At 69.3% G+C, this 15,661-nt stretch carries 18 protein-coding genes; 7 read left to right on the forward strand and 11 right to left on the reverse strand.

Translation table 11 applies throughout. The features are described 5' to 3' along the window. Positions 1 to 26 precede the first annotated feature (26 nt). Both CVV72_RS34085 and CVV72_RS34090 read left to right on the forward strand, forming a co-directional pair. Complete coding sequence (locus CVV72_RS34085) at positions 27 to 377, forward strand: PLDc N-terminal domain-containing protein (protein WP_219148105.1); 351 nt, start codon at positions 27 to 29, stop codon at positions 375 to 377. A 39-nt stretch (positions 378 to 416) separates the two neighbouring features. Further along, positions 417 to 833, forward strand: a complete 417-nt coding sequence (locus tag CVV72_RS34090; protein ID WP_219148107.1) for a nitroreductase family deazaflavin-dependent oxidoreductase — start codon at positions 417 to 419, stop codon at positions 831 to 833. Between the two features lie 75 nt (positions 834 to 908). Here the strand turns inward: CVV72_RS34090 and CVV72_RS34095 are convergent, their stop codons facing one another. Next, positions 909 to 2,243, reverse strand: a complete 1,335-nt coding sequence (locus tag CVV72_RS34095; protein WP_219148109.1) for an FAD-binding oxidoreductase — start codon at positions 2,241 to 2,243, stop codon at positions 909 to 911. Positions 2,244 to 2,313: 70 nt separating this feature from the next. On the opposite strand from CVV72_RS34095, the gene CVV72_RS34100 reads away from it, so the two are divergent. Then, positions 2,314 to 3,198, forward strand: a complete 885-nt coding sequence (locus CVV72_RS34100) for a LysR substrate-binding domain-containing protein (protein WP_219148111.1) — start codon at positions 2,314 to 2,316, stop codon at positions 3,196 to 3,198. On the opposite strand, the gene CVV72_RS34105 is transcribed toward CVV72_RS34100, so the two are convergent. The 3 genes from CVV72_RS34105 to CVV72_RS34115 all read right to left on the reverse strand — a co-directional run bounded on the left by CVV72_RS34105 (position 3,167) and on the right by CVV72_RS34115 (position 5,786). Further along, complete coding sequence (locus CVV72_RS34105) at positions 3,167 to 4,231, reverse strand: class I SAM-dependent methyltransferase (RefSeq protein ID WP_219148113.1); 1,065 nt, start codon at positions 4,229 to 4,231, stop codon at positions 3,167 to 3,169. The genes CVV72_RS34100 and CVV72_RS34105 overlap by 32 nt on opposite strands. Positions 4,232 to 4,356: 125 nt before the next feature. After that, complete coding sequence (locus CVV72_RS34110) at positions 4,357 to 5,181, reverse strand: NAD(P)H-binding protein (RefSeq protein ID WP_219148115.1); 825 nt, start codon at positions 5,179 to 5,181, stop codon at positions 4,357 to 4,359. Next, a complete protein-coding gene (locus tag CVV72_RS34115) occupies positions 5,178 to 5,786 on the reverse strand; it encodes an antibiotic biosynthesis monooxygenase (RefSeq protein WP_255632350.1) in 609 nt (202 codons plus the stop codon). The genes CVV72_RS34110 and CVV72_RS34115 overlap by 4 nt, the downstream gene beginning before the upstream one ends. A 52-nt stretch (positions 5,787 to 5,838) precedes the next feature. Here CVV72_RS34115 and soxR point away from each other — a divergent pair, with 52 nt between their 5' ends. Continuing rightward, positions 5,839 to 6,285, forward strand: coding sequence for a redox-sensitive transcriptional activator SoxR (gene soxR, locus CVV72_RS34120; RefSeq protein WP_219148117.1), 447 nt, complete (start codon positions 5,839 to 5,841; stop codon positions 6,283 to 6,285). On the opposite strand, the gene CVV72_RS34125 is transcribed toward soxR, so the two are convergent. The 3 genes from CVV72_RS34125 to CVV72_RS34135 are packed head-to-tail and all read right to left on the reverse strand — an operon-like array spanning position 6,275 to position 9,442. After that, on the reverse strand, positions 6,275 to 7,492 hold the full coding sequence (locus tag CVV72_RS34125) for an RNA polymerase sigma factor (RefSeq protein ID WP_255632351.1): 1,218 nt from the start codon (positions 7,490 to 7,492) through the stop codon (positions 6,275 to 6,277). The two genes, soxR and CVV72_RS34125, sit on opposite strands and share 11 nt — an antisense overlap. Continuing rightward, positions 7,483 to 7,848, reverse strand: a complete 366-nt coding sequence (locus tag CVV72_RS34130; protein WP_034305837.1) for a YciI family protein — start codon at positions 7,846 to 7,848, stop codon at positions 7,483 to 7,485. The genes CVV72_RS34125 and CVV72_RS34130 overlap by 10 nt, the downstream gene beginning before the upstream one ends. Before the next feature lie 28 nt (positions 7,849 to 7,876). After that, positions 7,877 to 9,442 carry a trypsin-like serine protease gene (locus CVV72_RS34135; protein WP_255632352.1) on the reverse strand — a complete coding sequence of 522 codons (1,566 nt, stop codon included), beginning with the start codon at positions 9,440 to 9,442 and terminating at the stop codon, positions 7,877 to 7,879. A gap of 173 nt (positions 9,443 to 9,615) precedes the next feature. Here CVV72_RS34135 and CVV72_RS34140 point away from each other — a divergent pair, with 173 nt between their 5' ends. After that, the gene (locus CVV72_RS34140) at positions 9,616 to 10,374 is read left to right on the forward strand and encodes an SDR family oxidoreductase (RefSeq protein WP_219148122.1); all 759 of its coding nucleotides are present in this window, start codon (positions 9,616 to 9,618) and stop codon (positions 10,372 to 10,374) included. On the opposite strand, the gene CVV72_RS34145 is transcribed toward CVV72_RS34140, so the two are convergent. Then, positions 10,375 to 10,911 carry a TetR/AcrR family transcriptional regulator gene (locus CVV72_RS34145; protein ID WP_219148123.1) on the reverse strand — a complete coding sequence of 179 codons (537 nt, stop codon included), beginning with the start codon at positions 10,909 to 10,911 and terminating at the stop codon, positions 10,375 to 10,377. It abuts the gene before it with no gap. 81 nt (positions 10,912 to 10,992) lie between these two features. Here CVV72_RS34145 and CVV72_RS34150 point away from each other — a divergent pair, with 81 nt between their 5' ends. Together CVV72_RS34150 and CVV72_RS34155 are read left to right on the forward strand one after the other, a co-directional pair. Beyond that, on the forward strand, positions 10,993 to 11,487 hold the full coding sequence (locus tag CVV72_RS34150; RefSeq protein WP_304511317.1) for a hypothetical protein: 495 nt from the start codon (positions 10,993 to 10,995) through the stop codon (positions 11,485 to 11,487). A gap of 51 nt (positions 11,488 to 11,538) precedes the next feature. Then, on the forward strand, positions 11,539 to 11,700 hold the full coding sequence (locus CVV72_RS34155; protein ID WP_158005348.1) for a hypothetical protein: 162 nt from the start codon (positions 11,539 to 11,541) through the stop codon (positions 11,698 to 11,700). 1 nt (position 11,701) lies between these two features. On the opposite strand, the gene CVV72_RS34160 is transcribed toward CVV72_RS34155, so the two are convergent. The 3 genes from CVV72_RS34160 to CVV72_RS34170 form a co-directional block, all read right to left on the reverse strand. Next, on the reverse strand, positions 11,702 to 12,409 hold the full coding sequence (locus tag CVV72_RS34160) for a hypothetical protein (RefSeq protein ID WP_219148125.1): 708 nt from the start codon (positions 12,407 to 12,409) through the stop codon (positions 11,702 to 11,704). 815 nt (positions 12,410 to 13,224) lie between these two features. Then, positions 13,225 to 14,448: a DUF222 domain-containing protein gene (locus CVV72_RS34165; RefSeq protein WP_370641981.1), complete on the reverse strand. Its 1,224-nt coding sequence runs from the start codon at positions 14,446 to 14,448 to the stop codon at positions 13,225 to 13,227. Between the two features lie 266 nt (positions 14,449 to 14,714). Beyond that, positions 14,715 to 15,581 carry a DUF4394 domain-containing protein gene (locus CVV72_RS34170; protein WP_219148127.1) on the reverse strand — a complete coding sequence of 289 codons (867 nt, stop codon included), beginning with the start codon at positions 15,579 to 15,581 and terminating at the stop codon, positions 14,715 to 14,717. Between the last annotated feature and the right edge of the window lie 80 nt (positions 15,582 to 15,661).

Here is a 15,661-nt window from a genome sequence, read left to right on the forward strand (position 1 = left end):
GTCATCTGGAACTGGGGAGTCTTTCGATGCTGTATTTCAATGGTTTCTTCGGCGTTCTCACGCTCGGCCTGTGGATCTTCTGCATCGTCGACGTGATCACCACCGACGAGGGATCGTGCCGCAACATGCCGAAGGGGATGTGGCTGCTGCTGGTGCTGCTCGTCCCGTTGATCGGCTCGATCGTCTGGCTGGTCGCCGGTCGTCCGCAGCACGCCGCCCGCGCCCCGCGCGGCCGCTTCGAGCGTGAGACGCTGTCGTTCCCGGAGTACGACCGGCCGGGCCGCTTCGCCGCGACGAGCGCCGAGGACGACGAAGAATTCCTGCGCAAGTGCCGGGAGCGCGCCGAAGAACAACGCCGCAAGGCCCGTGAAGGCTGAGTAGCCTCGGTATCGAGAAGATCGACACTGGAGGAAAAGTTGTCCGAAATACTCGACTGGAACAAGAACATCATCAAGGAGTTCCGCGAGAACGAGGGGAAGGTGGGCGGCCAGTTCGAGGGCGGTTCGCTGCTGCTCCTCACCACCACCGGGGCGAAGAGTGGCGAGCCTCGCACGTCGCCGCTCGCGTACGCGGAGGAGGACGGCAAGTACGTCGTCGCCGCGTCGTACGCCGGGGCGGACAAGAACCCGGCCTGGTACCACAACATCCTGGTGAACCCGAAGGTCACCGTCGAGGTCGGCACGGAGAAGTTCGAGGCGACCGCGACCGTCGTACTCGAAGACCGCGCCGAGCGTGACCGGCTCTACGCCAAGATGGTCAGCCTGATGCCGGGCTTCGCCGACTACGAGAAGAAGACCGATCGGGTGATCCCGATCGTCACGATCTCCCGCTGAACTCCCGCATTCAGTCCTCTGGACGCGGTACTCGCGTCCGCGACCACCGCGTCCAGAGGACGAAACGCGGGAGGATCACCCCGCGTCACGCGCCGGTGCGACGTTATGGGTCAGCCGGAGCCGGTTCGCCGGGTCGACGGCCGCCTTGATCTCGGCCAGCCGCCGCAGATCGGCCGGGGAGTACACCTTGGCCGCTTCCTCGCCTGCCGCGCTCTCGCCGTAGACGAAGGTCAGCAGCTTGCCGGTCGACCAGGGCTTCAGCGCGTCGAACAGCTTCGCGTGCGCGCTCCGGATCTCGGTGATCGAAGCGTGGTCCACCACGGACAGCGCGCGGACGGTGAAGCTCGCCTCACGGTCCCAGCCCACGCCTGGGTGCTCGGGTACGTCGGACAGCGCGCCACCGAGCAGATCCAGCAGGACGACGGTCGGCACCGGGGCATCCGGACCGGCGTGTTCGAGGATCGCGTCGAGCATCGCGTCGTTGAGTTCGGACACCGTGGCGTTGTCGGCGCGGTAGCCGTGCGGGAAGGGCGGCTCGTTCGCGATCTTGCCCGACGCGGTGAACGGGATCTCGGCGAGCGTGTCACCCAGAACGGGGGCGGCGGCGCGCAGCGGGGCGACGAGACGCTCGCCCTCGGCTGCGTCGCCAAGGTAAGCGACCCGGATCTGCGCGACGTGCTGCCCGCGCAGCGGTTCGGGCACCATCGGCAGATCCGGCATCGGGACCATGCCCAGCGACGACGTCATCTCGCGCGGCATTCCCGCCGCCCAGTCGCGCCAGGCGTGAAGCACCGCGGACAGCGATTCGGTGCCGAATTGCAGGCTGCCGCCGTACAGCCGGGTGACCGGGACGAGCCGGAACTCCAGCGCGGTGACGATCCCGAAGTTGTCGCGGCCGCCGCGCAGCGCCCAGAACAGGTCGCTTTCGGTGTCCGGGGTGGCGCGGCGGAGCTCACCGTCGGAGGTCACCACCTCGATCGCGGTCACCTGGTCCGCGGCCAGGCCGTACTTGCGGCCGAGCAGGCTGAACCCGCCGCCGAGGGTGTAGCCGACGACGCCGACGCCGGGGAAGGAGCCGCTCAGCGGCGCGAGCCCGTGCTCCGCGGCCGCTTCGATGACCGCACCCCAGCGCACGCCCGCTTCGACCCGTGCGATCCCGTCGTCGATCCGGATCCCGGTCATGCGGTGGGTGGTGACGAGGACGCCGCCGTCGAAGGGGACGCCCACGCCGTGTCCCGTGGAGTGGACGGCGATCGGAAGGTCGTGCTCGACGGCGTGACGGACGGCCTCGACGACATCGGCGGCCGAAGCGGCGGGCACGATGACGTCGGGACGGCGGGGCACTGCGGTCTGGAAACCGGCGAGTTCGTTGTCGTAATCCGGGTCGCCGGAGCGGAGCATCGTGGTCATGTTTCCAGCTTGATCCCGATTCGGTCAGAAGTCCAAGATCTGGTTTGTCTGGTAACTAGAATCATCGGTTATGGAACTTCGCCAGCTCGAATACTTCGTCGCGGTGGCCGAGGAAGCGAACTTCACCCGAGCCGCCGAGCGGCTGCACGTCGCGCAACCCGGCGTCAGCGCCCAGATCCGCCGCCTCGAACGCGAACTCGGGCAGCCGTTGCTCGACCGGTCGGCCAGGGCGGTGCGGCTGACCGAGGTCGGCGCCGCCGCGCTCCCGCACGCTCGGGCCGCGCTCGCCGCCATCGCCGGCGTGCGGCAGGCGGTCGACGATCTCACCGGGCTGGTCCGCGGCCAGGTCGCGATGGGCATGGTGTCCTCGCGTGGCCCGGTCAACCTGCCGGATCTGCTCGCGCGGTTCCACGAGCGTCACCCGGCGGTCGACATCACGCTCGCCGAGGCGACCTCCGACATCCTGCTCGCGGGGGTCGCCGACGGCCGGTTCGACGTCGCGCTGATCGGGGTCTCCGGCGAACCGCCGCCGGGGATCGGCCTGGAGGTCGTCCTCGACGAGCCGCTCGTCGCCATCTCCGGGCCGGAGGATCCGCTCACCGGGCAGGCCACGATCACCCTGTCGGAGCTGGAAGGCCGTTCGCTGGTGAGCCTGCCGAAGGGCACCGGCATGCGCGCGATCGTCGACGCCGCGTTCCTCGCCGACAGCGCCCAGCCGAGGGTGACCCTGGAGGCGGGCGACCCGAACGTCGTCGCCGAACTGGTCGGGCGCGGGCTCGGCGTCGCCGTGGTGCCGATGTCGCTGGCGACGCACTACACGGAACTGCACGCCATGGAGATCACGCGGCCCGCCGGGTTACGCGCGAAACTCGCGCTGGCCTGGCGGACGGAGGGGCCGGTCAGCCCCGCCGCCCGCGTGTTCATCAGTCAGGCACGGGCGCTGCTCGGGTTGTGAGCCGCCACAGCGATGTGACCTCCTTCGCGTCGGCTCGCGGATGCCGCGGGCGGATGTCCTCCCGGCCCCGGACTTCGAGGCCGGACCGCTCGAACCCGCCGAGGAGTTCTTCGCGCGTGCGCAGACCCAGCAGTTCCGCGAGGTCGGACAGGATCAGCCACGCCTCCCCGCCGGGTTCGAGGTGCCGGGGAAGCCGGTCGAGGAAAGCCTTGAGCATCCGGCTTCCCGGGTCGTAGACGGCGCGTTCGAGCGGGGTGTGCGCGCGGACGGGCAGCCACGGCGGATTGCAGACGACCAGCGGCGCGCGGCCCGGCGGGAACACGTCCGCGTGGCGGGTTTCGATCCCGCCGAAACCGAGACGCGCGAAGTTCTCCCGCGCGCAGGCGAGCGCCCGCGGCTCGTTGTCCGTCGCGACCACGCGCTCGACCCCTCGACGCGCGAGGACCGCGGCGAGCACCCCGGTGCCGGTGCCGATGTCGAACGCCAATCGCTTGGCGGGCAACGGAGTTCTCGCCACCAGATCGACGTACTCGCCGCGGACGGGGGAGAAGACCCCGTGATGCGGATGGATCTTCGCACCGAGCGCCGGAATCTCGACGCCCTTCACCCGCCACTCGTGCGCGCCGATGACGCCCAGCAGCTCACGCAAGGAAACCAGCGACGGGGTATCGGACGGGCCGTAGACCTCGGCGCAGGCTTCGCGCACGTCAGGCCCGCGGCGCAACGGCAGGGCGTGGCCGGGGTCCAGCGGGACCAGCAGCCTGCCGAGGATCCGCGCCCGGCGCGCCCGATGGTTCCGCTGGTCCCGAAAGGGTTTCCCGGCGGCCGTGCCGCAACGCCGGGACATCGCGGCGAGGAGGTTCCGCGCGCCGGGGAAATCGCCGTGCCAGGCGAGACCGGTGCCGGACGCGGCGAGCCGGAACGCCTCGCCGGCGGTGATGCGATCGTCGACGGCGACGACGGGCCGGGGCATTTTCGTGCCGAAGGTGGTCAGCCAGCGCCGACCACCGTCCTTTGTGGACAGGGGGTTCATGGTTTCCGTTCCTGGATCCGCCCGCGGCGAAGAAACCCCGCGGGCGTGGCTCGTCGGGGGACAAGGTCAGGAACGGCGGCTAGCGGACCACCGCGGCATGAACCGGTGTCGACACGAACCCGAGTTTACCGGAACGCGGCGGCGTGGTCGGCCGCCCAGGCCTCGAAGTCCAGGCCCGGCCTGCCGGTGACGTCCTGGACAGTGGAGGTGACCTCGCCGGGGTTCGTCACCAGCCCGCGGAATCCGGCCAGCATCGTGTCGACGATGAAGTCCGGCATCTGCGTGAGCAGGACGGCACGTGCTTCTTCGACCGGGATCTCCTCCCAGCGCGCCGGACGGCCCGCGGCCTCGCCGATGATCCGGACCTGCTCGGCCTGCGTCATCGGCCGGGTGCCGGTGAGCTTGTACTTCGCCCCCGCGTGCCCGTCACCGGTCAGTGCTTCGACGGCCACCGCGGCGATGTCCTTCTCGTGGATCAGCGGCAGCGACGCCTCGCCGTACGCGCCGCGGACGACGCCGTCCGCGCGGATCGACGGTGCCCAGCCGAGGGTGTTGGCCGCGAATCCGTGCGGCCGCAGGAAAGTCCATTCCAGGCCGGCGGCTTCGATCGCCTCCTCGACGGTGCGATGCCAGGCGCCGATGGCGTTGTCCTGCTCCGTCAGCGAATCGTCGACGGCGCCCGAGGAGAGGAACACCACGCGCTTCACCCGTTCCCCGAGCAACGACACCGTGGGGAGCAGGGCCTCGGCGGCACCGGAGAGCATCAGGAACACCGTGTCGACGCCGTCGAGTGCCGGTGCGATCGTTTCCGGTTCCGCCAGGTCACCGCGGACGCCGCCCGGCGGCGGGTTGCGGCTCAACGGCCGGACGGGGACGTCTCGCGCCCGCAATTGGCCGACTACTTGCGAGCCGACGTTGCCCGTCGCGCCGGCGACCAGGACCGGCTTCATGCCGCCACCGCCGAGAAGACCGGGCGGTACCGCTTGACCGACCCGCCCGACATCCCCGGGTAGGTCTGCACCTTCTTCCACGCGTCCGTCGTCCCGATGCCGTCGGCGCCGGGCGCCGCGAGCGCGGCGAGGTGGGCTTCGGCGCTGGCCCATTCGGCGTAGTTCAGCACCCTGGTCCCGTCGGTGCTCACGTGGAAGAATCCCGAGATCCCGCCTTCGGGGCGCGCGGGTTCCGACGCGAGCGCTTCGAAGACGAGGTCGATCCAGTCGCGCTGCCGTCGCTCGTCGGGTCCCTCGAACTCGACCGAGACGATCACGAGGCAGCCGGGTGCCCCCTCACCGCGCTGCCCGCGGTAGAGGCGGAACACGGGCGCGCCGTCCAGGCCCTGGATGGCGTCTTCGCTGGTCCACTGCTCGTAAGTGAAGGCACCGTCGTGATCGATGCCCTCGTACGCGGTGAAGGAGACAAGTCCTTCGTGGCTTTTGAACGCCGCGCGCGCCGCTTCGGCGTCCGGCCATTCCCGCGCCACCGCGACCGTCACCTCGTCCGGTGTCGGCCAATGTCCGTTGTGGATGGTCATTTCGGAGGTCCCCTGTGCTGTCATGGCTTCAGCATGAAACTTAAACAAGGGTTCAAGTCAAGCTAGGATCGTGACCATGTCCGAACCGCCCTCCGAACTCACCATCGGCGAGCTGTCGCGGCGCAGCGGCGTCGCCACCTCCGCCCTGCGGTTCTACGAACGCCAGGGCCTCATCAGCAGCAGGCGGACCAGCGGGAACCAGCGCCGCTACCCCCGCAGCGTGCTCCGCGTGGTGGCGTTCATCCGCGCGTCGCACCACCTCGGCATCCCGCTGGAGGTGATCGGCGGCGTGCTCGATTTCCTGCCGGAGGGCGCCGCGCCGGACCAGGCGTTCTGGCAGCGGGCTTCCCAGTGCTGGAGCGCCGAGCTGAACAAGCGCATCGAGCAGCTGGAGTGCATGCGGGACCGGTTCACCGAATGCATCGGCTGCGGCTGCCTGTCCTTCGAACAGTGCGTGCTGGTGAACCCCGGCGACGTCCTCGCCGCCAAGGGACCCGGCGCGGCACGGCTGATCACGGACTGACCGCGGCCAGTTTCCGTTCCAGCAGCCGCCGTTCGGCGCCGTTCTCCGCTCGCCGGATCGCCGTTTCGTAGGCCCGCGCCGCCTCCTCCCGGCGGCCGAGACGATGCAGCAGATCCGCGCGGATGGCGTGGTACAGGTGATATTCCTCCAGGCCGAGGCCGTCGATCACGGTGAGCGCCGCGTCGGGGCCGTCCACCTCGGCGACCGCGACGGCCCGGTTGAGCGCGACGATCGGCGTCGGATTCGCCGCCAGCAGCAGGTCGTACAGCTGGACGATCTGCGACCAGTCCGTGCTCGCCGCGTCGGCGGCGTCGCTGTGGACGGCGTTGATCGCCGCCTGGATCTGGTACGGCCCCGGCTGGTTCCGCCGCAGGCAGGAACGGACCAGCGCCTGCCCTTCGGTGATCAGCTCGCGGTCCCACCGCGACCGGTCCTGCTCCGCCAGCAGCACGACCTCGCCGTCCGCGCCGGTGCGGGCCGCGCGGCGGGACTCGGTGAGCAGCATCAGCGCCAGCAGCCCGGTGGCCTCCGGTTCGTCGGGCATGAGACCGGTCAGCAACCTGCCGAGCCGGATCGCCTCCGCGCACAGGTCCTCCCGCACCAGCCGGTCGCCCGAGGTGGCCGCATAGCCCTCGTTGAAGACGAGGTAGATCACGGCGAGCACCGAACGCAGCCGGTCGGGCAGATCGGCGTCGTCCGGCACGCGGTACGGGATCTTCGCGGCGCGGATCTTGCCCTTCGCCCGGACAAGGCGCTGCGCCATCGTCGTCTCGGGGACGAAGAACGCGTGCGCGATCTCGCCGGTGGTCAGCCCGCCGAGCAGTTTCAGCGTCAGCGCGACCTGCGCGGTGATGGCCAGGGCGGGATGGCAGCAGGTGAAGATCAGCCGTAACCGGTCGTCACGCACGGGACCCTCCTCCACCGGTTCGTCACTCGCGCTGATCAGCGCGGCCTGGGCGTGCTTGTCGTCGCGCGCGGCTTCCCGGCGCAACCGGTCGATGGCCTTGTTGCGGGCGGTCGTGATGATCCAGCCCGCGGGGCTGGGCGGTGGACCGCCGGCCGGCCAGCGGTCCACCGCCTCGGCGAAGGCGTCCTGGACGGCTTCCTCGGCGATGTCGATGCTGCCGAAGACCCGGACCAGTACGGCCACCGCGCGGCCGTACTCCTCGGTGAAAACGCGTCCGATTTCCTCGGTGGTCACACGCACGAAGGACCTTCGTCGCCCTGGAACGGCCGGACCTCGACCGGAAGGTAGGTGATCTCGGTGACGCGGCGGCCCCATTCGAGCGCGGCGTCCAGGTCCGGCGCCTCGATGATGGTGAAACCACCGAGATGTTCCTTGCCCTCGACGTACGGGCCGTCGGTCATCGCGATCTCGCCGTTCTCCTTGGCGCGCAGCACGGTCGCCGTGGTCGGCGGGTGCAGTCCGCCGGCGAAGACCCAGACCCCCGCGGCCTTCATCTCGTCGTCGAGCGCCTGGATCTTGCGCGCGATCGGCTCCAGGAACTCCGGCGGCGGAACGGGACCGTCGGGCTGGTAGAGGCTGATCAGGTACTGGGTCATGGCGTCCTCCTGAAGTCGGAGCGGCTTGTCACCACCTATACGAAGAGCCTCCTGCCGATTCGACAGCCGGTGGGAATTGTTTTTCGCGGGCACATCGTCGCAGGTCGATCCGGGATCCCTTGGTCAGACAGGCCGCGATCCGATGGACTTGCTGGCCGTAACCGCGGCCCTTCAGTGCCTTCACGGTCCCGTCCCGGCCGACCTCGCAGGGGTTGCCCTCGGTGCAGCGCTCGCCGTCACGGTTGTGGGTGTTGTTGATGCCCATGACCGTGTTGCCGTCACGGGACAGCAGCACGGAACCGGAGTAGCCGGGACCGCTCACGCAGGTGTCGCTCGGCGCGTAGCGGACCGCGTCGTCCTGCTGATAACCGGCCTCGCGCAGGTGCGGCACCACCGCCTCCACCGTGCAGCTCGGGCGGCTGCTGGAGTAGGCCATGAGGAGCCGGTCACCGGCGCGCATCGGAGTGGTGGTCAGCCGGAAGACCTTCGCGCCCTCCTTGGCCAGTTGCGCGTAGGTCTTGTCCAGCCGGTACAGCGCGATGTCGGTGCCGGTCATCGTCGCGTAGACCAGCCGGGTGGCCCGGGCGCTGGTCTTCGGATAGCCCTCCCGGTCGGCGATGGTGACCGGACGCGGCAGGTCGGCGGGCCGGTCGATCAGGGCCTTCCCCGGTGCGGGCCGGCCGCTCGGCACGCAATGGCCGTTGGTCAGCGCCAGCGCCGGGTCTTCGGGACGCGCGGTGGCGGCGCGCACCACCGCGCCCTTGCAGTCGCCCACCGCGGCCGTGCCCTCCACGTTCGGGACCGGGGAGTCCGGGGGCACGTCCGTGCCGGTCACGATGCCGTTGATCCAAGCGGCGTTCTTCGAGACGTCGGTGTACATGTCGGGGAAGTCGGCACCCCTGATGCCGGGGCCGATGACCGTTCCGGCCAGTGCCCAGCCGTCGCCCGAACGGATCAAGGCGGGTCCGCCGGAGTCCGTCGTCCCGGGTCCGACGGGAGGATCGGTGCGGCCGACGCACAACGGCAGGGTGTGCCCGTCGTCGTCCCAGCACCGGTCGAGCGGCACGACCTCGGTGTCCGCTTCGCGCAGCTTGCGGGGGAAGCACTTCGGGTCCTTGAAGTCGTCGCAGCCGGTCGCGGCTGCGCCCCAGCCGAGGATGCGGACCGGGGTGCCGTCGGCGGGCGTGGCCCCGGCGAGCCGGATGGGCTTGGCGCGCACCGGGTTTCGCAGATGCAGGACCGCGATGTCCTCGCCGGCCGGGTTGTACGAGTTGTGGCGCCGATAGAACTTGTCGACCTCGGTGACCTCACCGCCGGTGATGGTGTCCAGCGAACCGACGCGGACCTTCCAGCCGCGGGGGACCCCGGCCGTCGAACCGGTCGGGGTGTTGGCGCAATGCCCGGCCGTGACCGCCCATTGGGGCGCGATGAGCACCGCCCCGCATCGGTGCCCGTCCGGGCGGGGCGAGTCGTACTGGAGCGAGACCATGAAGTCGTAGGGCCTGGTGGACTCGGTGCCGCCGATGACGGCCGACGCGGGGGCCGCCGTGGCCGTCATCATGGCCAGCGCGAGCGCGAGGGATCGGATTCGCATACCGATCACGCTGGCCGGTCCGTGTCCGCGGAACGCGATGAGCGCGTAACGGTTCCGTGCCCGCCCTGGCTGGTACTGCCGGACCCAGGCTGAACAGACCGTGCCATCTGCGGGCGGGGCCCGGTTTCCTGGACTCGTCACCTCGTGAACGAGTCCACTTAGGAGAGACAGAAATGACGAACTCGCACGCGAACAGGGTCGCCGTCGTCACCGGAGCGTCCAGCGGAATCGGCGAGGCGGCCGCCCGGCGGCTGGCCGCCTCCGGCGCGGCGGTCGCGCTGATCGCCCGCCGGGCGGACCGGCTGGAAACGCTGGCCAAGGAGATCGAGGCCGACGGCGGTACCGCGCTCGTGCTCGCCGCCGATGTCGCCGACGCCGAGGCGATGCGGGCCGCGGCGGCCGAGGTCGAAGCGGAACTGGGCCGCGCGGACCTCCTGTTCGACAACGCCGGCGTGATGCTGGCCGCGCCGATCGACGAACTCGCCACCGGCGACTGGCAGCGCATGATCGACGTCAACATAACGGGTCTGATGAACGCGATCGGCGCGTTCGTCCCGCACCTCGTCGCTTCGGCAGCGGAGAAGGGCGTCGCGGACTTGGTGAACACCTCGTCCATCGGCGCGCAGGCCGTCTTCCCGTCCTTCGCCGTGTACGTCGCCTCGAAGGCATTCGTGACGCACTTGTCGAAGAACCTTCGCGCCGACCTCGGGCCGAAGGGCGTGCGGGTCGCGGCGATCGAGCCCGGCCTGGTCGAGACCGAACTGCAGGGCCACGTCACCGACGCCGGCGCCCTGCAATGGCTGGACGGCGCACGCGAGTCGCTGACCTGGCTGAAGCCCGAAGACATCGCCGAGACCGTGGCGTTCCTGACCTCGCTCCCGGCTCGGGTGAACCTTCAGCAGGTCACTGTCATGCCCACGGCGCAGGTCTGATCACGGGAACAGGATCCGGGCGATCGCGCGGGCGGCGGTGTCCGGATCCTCGAGGAGTTCGGCGCGGAGTGCGCCCGTGAGCCACAGGTTCGCGAACCCGTGCATCAACGACCACGCGGCGACGCCCGCCATCGCGTCGTCGCTCACCGACGACGCGCCGCTGGTCAGCAGGGCTCCCGCGCGGTCACGGGCGGCGGCCAGCGCGTCGTCGTCCTCGCGGTGGAGTTCGGGGCGGAACATCACCTCGAAATGCGCGCGATGCTCGATCGCGAAACGGACGTAAGCCACCCCGACCTCGACGAAACCGCGATCGCCCTCGGCCGCGAGCGCGTCCGCGAGCAGGTCGAACCCCTCGGCCGCCAGCGCGGTCAGCAGCCCGGCCTTGTCGCCGAAGTGGTGCACCGGCCCGGCGTGCGAGACCCCCGCGCGCCGGGCGAGGTCGCGGAGGCTGATCCCGGCCGGGCCGTGTTCGGTGATGGCCGCGACGGCGGCGTCGAGCACGGCCCGGCGGAGGTCGCCGTGGTGGTACGGACTCATGCCGACGAATCTAGTCATTGACAAGATGCTCCGCAATCGCGCATCTTGTCAGTGGAAAGATTCACCGCTGCCTTGGAGGGCATGGTCATGGATCCCGGCCTCGTACCCGTACTGATGCTGATCGCCGTCACGGCGACGTTGTTCCTGCTGGGCGCCTTCGGTGTCCAGCGGCTGAAGCCCTGGCCCGTCGCGGTGCGCGGTGGCGTCGCGGCACTGTTCGTCACGACCGGTCTCGCGCACTTCATCGGCATGCGCGAGGAACTCATCGCGATGGTGCCGCCCGCGCTGCCCGCCCCGGGACTGCTGGTCACCGTCACCGGTGTCCTGGAGCTCGCGGGTGCCGCGGGCGTGCTCTGGTCGCGCACGGCGCCGTGGGCGTCCGCCGGGCTGACGCTGTTGTTGCTGGGAATGTTCCCGGCGAACGTGTACAAGGCGCTGCACGGGCCGGTGACTTCGACGATGGACGAGCTCGTGCCACGGAGCTTGATGCAGGTGGTGTTCCTCGCCGCGACGGTGTCGCTGGTGGTGTATTACGCGCGTACTCCGGACAGACCCTTTGCTCAAAGGAGACCTTAAGTCTTTCCCAAGTCCGGGCCCCGCCCTCGGGAACGGCACTACTCTCTGAGAATGAAGATCTCATTGTGGATCGGATTCTGTGGGCTGTGCATCCTCGCCGGGCACATGCTTCTCGGTGCGGTCGGTCTCGTGCTGCTGATGAGCTGTCTCCCGGCGGGGCGCGAACACGAATCCGGTGACAGAAAAGGGAAAACGTCCGCGCGGCTGGCCTGACTCAGCCCAGTGTGCTCGCGAAGGCGAGCGCGCCCAGAACCGGAACGGCGATCGCGGTGAGCACCATCGTGCGGCGGCTCGGTTTGGGACTTTCCAGTAATGCGCGGATGCCGGCCGGAACCAACGCGACACAAAGCCCGGCGGTGCCGATGATCGACACGAATTCGGTGCCTTTCAGAACGCCGAGCGGCAGAAGTCCCATCGTCGCCAGCCCGATCGACCCGACGGCACCGAGCACTTTCGCCCGATAAGCGGCGAAGGCGAGGACGTACCAGCCGAACATGATCGTGAACGACAGAAAACTGAACAGATGCAGGTCCTGATACGACTCGCTGACCACGCTCTCGGCGAATCCGGCGCCGCGGTGTCCGGCGAGCCCCAGCGCCGCCTGATCGATCCCCGCGTGGAAGGTCCGCCCGAAGAGTCCAAAGAGGACGAACAGGCCGCCCCAGGCGGCCAACGCCGGCCTGGTACGGCCGATCTTCATGGCGAGCGCGACGATCGCGGGCCACAGCAAGACATTGCCCGCCAGGAAACACGTGTAGGAGGCGGTCATCAGTGCGGGATACTCGCTCATCGCCCGGAGCTGGCTCGGGAAGAAGAAGTCGAAGCGCGCCCGCAGCAGCGTCCCGGTGAGCAACAGGACCGGGCCGAGGACCATCGAGACCGCGGCGACGCGGCGACCGGGGAAGACGTAGTCGGGTTCCATACCCGGTGAGCCTGCCGCGCGTGGTGGTGGCGCGGATCGGATCACGGTCCGGTCTTCGGGCTCAACCTGTGGGTGGAGTCTTGGGGTTCGGCTATGGGCGAGGTGAGGGGCGGCTGGAGAGCCTGCTGTCGCGTGGGTGGGTTGTTGCCGGTTTTCGGCAAGGCCGGTGGTGACTCGGCCGTAGTCGCATCAGGGCGTGGACGGGCTGTCACCGCTTTTCGGCTACGTGCGGGGTGTGGCGACAACTCGGCAACTGAAGAGCTCCCCGCTGCATACAGGGCTGTTGCCGTTCTTCGGCAACGCAGTTGCCGCTGGTGGGTGCTCGTGTAACCCAGCACCTGGGAAACCTCTGAGGCGTGACCGGGCCGTCGCCGTTTGCTGGCTAGGAGTGGGGTGGGTGGCGACAATACCGGCACTGGCGAGACGTCACCGCGCTGGCAGGGCTGTCGCCGTTTTCCGGCAATGCTTCTGGCGCTCGGGCTGTGACTCGGCCCCTGGTCTGGGCCGTTGGCGTTCTTTGGCTAGGGGTGGGGTGTCTTGTTGCCGTTTGGGTGGGGCGTTGCCGTTTTCCGGCAATGCTTCTGGCGCCCGGACTGCGACTCGCCCCCTGGGCTGGGGTCGCTGCCGGTTTTTGGCTAGGGGGTGTCTTGCTGCCGTATGGACGGATTGTTGTCATTTTCGGCAACGCGGTGGCTGGCCATTGCCCGAATGTGGCATCGCCGGTTTCCGGCAGGGGGATGGTGCGTGGCGGCAGCCTTGGGCGCTTGGGGAACTCACCGCCCGGTGGGGGCTGTCGCCGTTTTTCGGCGACCGGCTTAGAACGGTGGTGGTTGGTCGGCGGGTGGTCGGGGTGGGTGGAGTGGGGGTGGTGTGCTGGTGTGGGTGTGGCCGGTGGGGGTGGTGATGGTGAGGGTGCCGTCCGACGCGAGCTGGTAGGTCCAGCCGGGTTCGTCTTTCAGCCGGTGGTCGCGGCGGCAAAGATCAATCAGTTCGGTGTCGGCAGTGTGGCCGCCGTGTTGCCAGGGCAGGGAGTGGTCGAGGTCGCAGGTTTGGGCGGGGCGGTGGCAGCCGGGCCTTCGGCATTCCCGGTCCCGCACCCGCACGAACTCGTCCAGGCCCGCGGTCGGACGGTAGCGGTCCCGGCCGAGATCGAGGACCTGCCCGGAGAGTGGGTCGGTGATGATCCGCCGCAGCACCGTGTCCGAGCCGGACGCGATCCGCCGCGCGAGCCCCGCGGGAACAGACCCGTGCCCGGCCAGCTCGGCTGGCTCGTCGTTCAGGCCGAGGTAGGTGAACAGGTCCAGGTACAGAAACACCTCGCTGCGTTCACCGCCGCCACCCTGGCCGCCCAGCAGCAGGTCGAGCGCGACATCCGCCCGCAGCTGGTCCAGGGTGCGGGTCTCATCGCCGGTCTTCAGGGCGCGTGCGTCGCGGTCGATGCGCTGGTAGGCGGCGGCCGCCTTCTCCACCGGGGCGTCTTCGACCTCGATGGAGGCGACCCCGGTCTCGCCGTGACGCAGACTGAGACGACGACCGTCCCGATGCCCCTCGGCCCGCCTGGCGGCGCCGTCGGGGTCGATGGTGTTGGCCGCGTGGTTGGCGGCTTTGCGGATCTGGCCGGGATTCTTGTCCGCGATCCGGTCCTCCAGCACCGCGTCGACAGCACGCGCGTCGTCATCGGAGAGCCACGCGGTGGCGGCGGCGACTTTCATCGCACCGAACCCGCCCAGCTTCCCCGCATCCATCAAGCCCAGAGTGCGGGGCAGGCGGGTGGTCAACGCGTCGGCCGCGGCCACCACAGCACCCGCATGATTGTCCATAACGGACAGTGCGAGCGCGACTTCCTGAGTGACGCTACGAGCGCCCTCACGGTGCCGGTTGAGCCGGGCCACAGCACGGAACCGGATCGCTTCCAGCCGCGCGATCCCGGCCGACGCCGCCTGCGCGACAGCGACGGAATCGTTGTCGTCCAAGGAATCCATGACATCATTCACCGACGCCAGCACAGCCGGATCGGTCAGGTTCTCCAGAAGCGCCACCGGCGCGGAATACGTGTCCACCCCACGAACATACGACCCGCCACCGACAAAACCGCCCCCACGGACACCACAACGCATTACCGATTTTCGGCAACGAGCCAGCAAGGAGCGTGTAGCCGATTAACTTTACCCAAACCACCCCGCACCATCGCCGATTTTCGGCAACGAAAAAACCAGAGCGGCCCATCGCCGTTTCCCGGCAAAACCCGAGCACCGCTGTTCGGTGCCCGGCCAAGATCGGGCACCGAACAGCGGCGTTCCCCGCCTCAGTTGGTATCGAGTGCGATGGCGATATCCCCGATGGGCAAGGGGAATTCGCCGACCTTGGTCGCCGCGCCGGTCAGCAGATTGACCGTGTGGAAGGTCGACGGGCCGGAGGCCGGATTGAGCACGGCGAACGCGCTCACCGAGGTCGTCTTGCCGTTGGTCAGGTCACTGTAGATGTCGAAGCCCGCGATCGGGCCGGTGTCGACGCCGAGCGCGCCGGTCGGGCTGAGGAGGCCGGCGTTGGCCGGCGCCTGGATGAGCACCTGGTCGGTGGTCGTGCCGATGTCGAACAGCGTGGTCGCGGTGTCGGGGTTGAGGTCGTTGTTCGTGTAGGCGGCGGCCGTGACGCCTCTGGTCGGCCCGCCGGCGGGTGGCGTGGTCAGGACGGTGTCTTCGACCGTGACGTGGTCGGCGAGGTTGTGCCGCAGGTTCTGGCCGTAGTCGCTGATCACCCGCAGCCGGTCGGCGGCCGGGTTGAAGTCGACGCCGAAGTTCGTGCCGTACAACGGAACGCTCAGTTGCGAGACTTTCGTGACGATGACGTCCGGTGCCGCGGGCGGGAATTTGATCGTGTAGATACAGCCTTTCTCGCCCACGCCGTAGAGCAAACCGTTCTGGACGCGGAAATCGATCCCGATCAGGCGGGTCTCCCCGCAGGTGAGCCCCTGTACGAGCCGTACCCAGTCGAGGACCTGGGGCTGGGCGGTCCAGTAGGTGGCCATCAGCTTGCCGTCCGACGAGATCGCGAACGCCCGCAGCCCGGCCGCCTGCGCCGAGCTGCCGGTCGCGGTCCCGACGACGAGCGCCGCCGTGACGGCCACCGTGGTGGCCGCCGCGGTCATGGCCTTCTTGAGTCGTGCCCTCATCCGTACTCCCCTCAGCGGAAACTGTGCGAGCACAAGCTAATCGGCGGCACTGGACGGGCATTGGACGTCGGTTGGATGCG

The organism is Amycolatopsis sp. TNS106 (assembly GCF_019330265.1).
In the GTDB taxonomy this organism is placed as follows: domain Bacteria; phylum Actinomycetota; class Actinomycetes; order Mycobacteriales; family Pseudonocardiaceae; genus Amycolatopsis; species Amycolatopsis lurida.

Excerpts from the sequence above, each read along its gene's own strand:
- CVV72_RS34105 (WP_219148113.1), bottom strand. The coding sequence starts at position 4,231 with ATGAACCCCCTGTCCACAAAGGACGGTGGTCGGCGCTGGCTGACCACC.
- CVV72_RS34145 (WP_219148123.1), bottom strand. The coding sequence starts at position 10,911 with ATGAGTCCGTACCACCACGGCGACCTCCGCCGGGCCGTGCTCGACGCC.
- CVV72_RS34115 (WP_255632350.1), bottom strand. The coding sequence starts at position 5,786 with ATGACAGCACAGGGGACCTCCGAAATGACCATCCACAACGGACATTGG.
- CVV72_RS34095 (WP_219148109.1), bottom strand. The coding sequence starts at position 2,243 with ATGACCACGATGCTCCGCTCCGGCGACCCGGATTACGACAACGAACTC.
- CVV72_RS34170 (WP_219148127.1), bottom strand. The coding sequence starts at position 15,581 with ATGAGGGCACGACTCAAGAAGGCCATGACCGCGGCGGCCACCACGGTG.
- CVV72_RS34150 (WP_304511317.1), top strand. The coding sequence starts at position 10,993 with ATGGTCATGGATCCCGGCCTCGTACCCGTACTGATGCTGATCGCCGTC.
- soxR (WP_219148117.1), top strand. The coding sequence starts at position 5,839 with ATGTCCGAACCGCCCTCCGAACTCACCATCGGCGAGCTGTCGCGGCGC.
- CVV72_RS34160 (WP_219148125.1), bottom strand. The coding sequence starts at position 12,409 with ATGGAACCCGACTACGTCTTCCCCGGTCGCCGCGTCGCCGCGGTCTCG.
- CVV72_RS34140 (WP_219148122.1), top strand. The coding sequence starts at position 9,616 with ATGACGAACTCGCACGCGAACAGGGTCGCCGTCGTCACCGGAGCGTCC.
- CVV72_RS34130 (WP_034305837.1), bottom strand. The coding sequence starts at position 7,848 with ATGACCCAGTACCTGATCAGCCTCTACCAGCCCGACGGTCCCGTTCCG.
- CVV72_RS34135 (WP_255632352.1), bottom strand. The coding sequence starts at position 9,442 with ATGCGAATCCGATCCCTCGCGCTCGCGCTGGCCATGATGACGGCCACG.
- CVV72_RS34085 (WP_219148105.1), top strand. The coding sequence starts at position 27 with ATGCTGTATTTCAATGGTTTCTTCGGCGTTCTCACGCTCGGCCTGTGG.
- CVV72_RS34100 (WP_219148111.1), top strand. The coding sequence starts at position 2,314 with ATGGAACTTCGCCAGCTCGAATACTTCGTCGCGGTGGCCGAGGAAGCG.
- CVV72_RS34155 (WP_158005348.1), top strand. The coding sequence starts at position 11,539 with ATGAAGATCTCATTGTGGATCGGATTCTGTGGGCTGTGCATCCTCGCC.
- CVV72_RS34110 (WP_219148115.1), bottom strand. The coding sequence starts at position 5,181 with ATGAAGCCGGTCCTGGTCGCCGGCGCGACGGGCAACGTCGGCTCGCAA.